Annotated in this window: 1 protein-coding gene; it reads left to right on the top strand. The window is 59.8% G+C overall.

Annotated features, from left to right (window positions below):
- Nucleotides 1-88 precede the first annotated feature (88 nt).
- Nucleotides 89-901 carry an IS5 family transposase gene (locus AC0KVN_RS27570; protein ID WP_374549635.1) on the top strand — a complete coding sequence of 271 codons (813 nt, stop codon included), beginning with the start codon at nucleotides 89-91 and terminating at the stop codon, nucleotides 899-901.
- Nucleotides 902-918: the final 17 nt, after the last annotated feature.

Genomic DNA, 918 nt, shown 5'->3' on the forward strand with positions numbered 1-918 from the left:
GAGGCTGTGTCAGAACGCTGACGTAACGGTGGACGGCCGAGTTTCGATATGATTCCGAGGGGTTGCGACACCAACCTTGGAAGCCATCATGTGGAACCCGACCGCCCGCGCACATCATAGCCGCGCACAGCTTCGCTATGGAAGCGATCTTACCGATGCAGAATGGCATTTGATTGAGCCGTATTTGCCCGCGCCGTGCCAATGCGGACGGCGACGGCGTTGGCCGATGCGGGAGATCATCGAGGCCATTTTCTATTTGCTGCGGGCAGGTTGTCCTTGGCGGCTTTTGCCTGACAGCTTTCCGCCATGGCGCACGGTCTACCGCTGGTTCTGCACTCTGCGTGACGATGGGACATTCGAAAGTCTCAACCACCATCTTGTCCAGATCGACCGTGTCCGAACGGGGCGAGAACCGATGCCGTCAGCGGCGGCCATCGACAGCCAGAGCGTCAAGACCACTGAAGCGGGTGGTCCGCGCGGCTATGACGCAGGGAAAAAGATCATGGGCCGCAAGCGCCACGCCATGGTCGATACCGATGGTCGTGCGCTCGAACTGCTGGTTCATGGCGCTGACGTGCAGGACCGAGACGGCGCAGTGCCTTTGCTCCGGCAGTCACGCCAGCGGCACCCCTTGGTCGAGCATGCCTATGCCGACAGCGCCTACAACAGCGATCGCGTCCGGGAAGCCACATCCGTCACGATAGAGATCGTTCGGAAATTCGCCGACCAGACCGGGTTCGTCGTCCATCCCAGACGATGGGTGGTCGAACGAACCTTCGCATGGCTCAATCGAAATCGACGCTTGGCAAAGGACTTCGAGCGAACCATCAAATCCGCAACTGCACTCCTATATGCCGCTGCTGCCGTCGTCCTCATCAGGCGCATCGCTCGTTACGCATGAGATTCAAGACAGGCTCT

It is taken from the genome of Sphingobium sp. SG1 (assembly GCF_057063145.1).

Excerpts from the sequence above, each read along its gene's own strand:
- AC0KVN_RS27570 (WP_374549635.1), top strand. The coding sequence starts at position 89 with ATGTGGAACCCGACCGCCCGCGCACATCATAGCCGCGCACAGCTTCGC.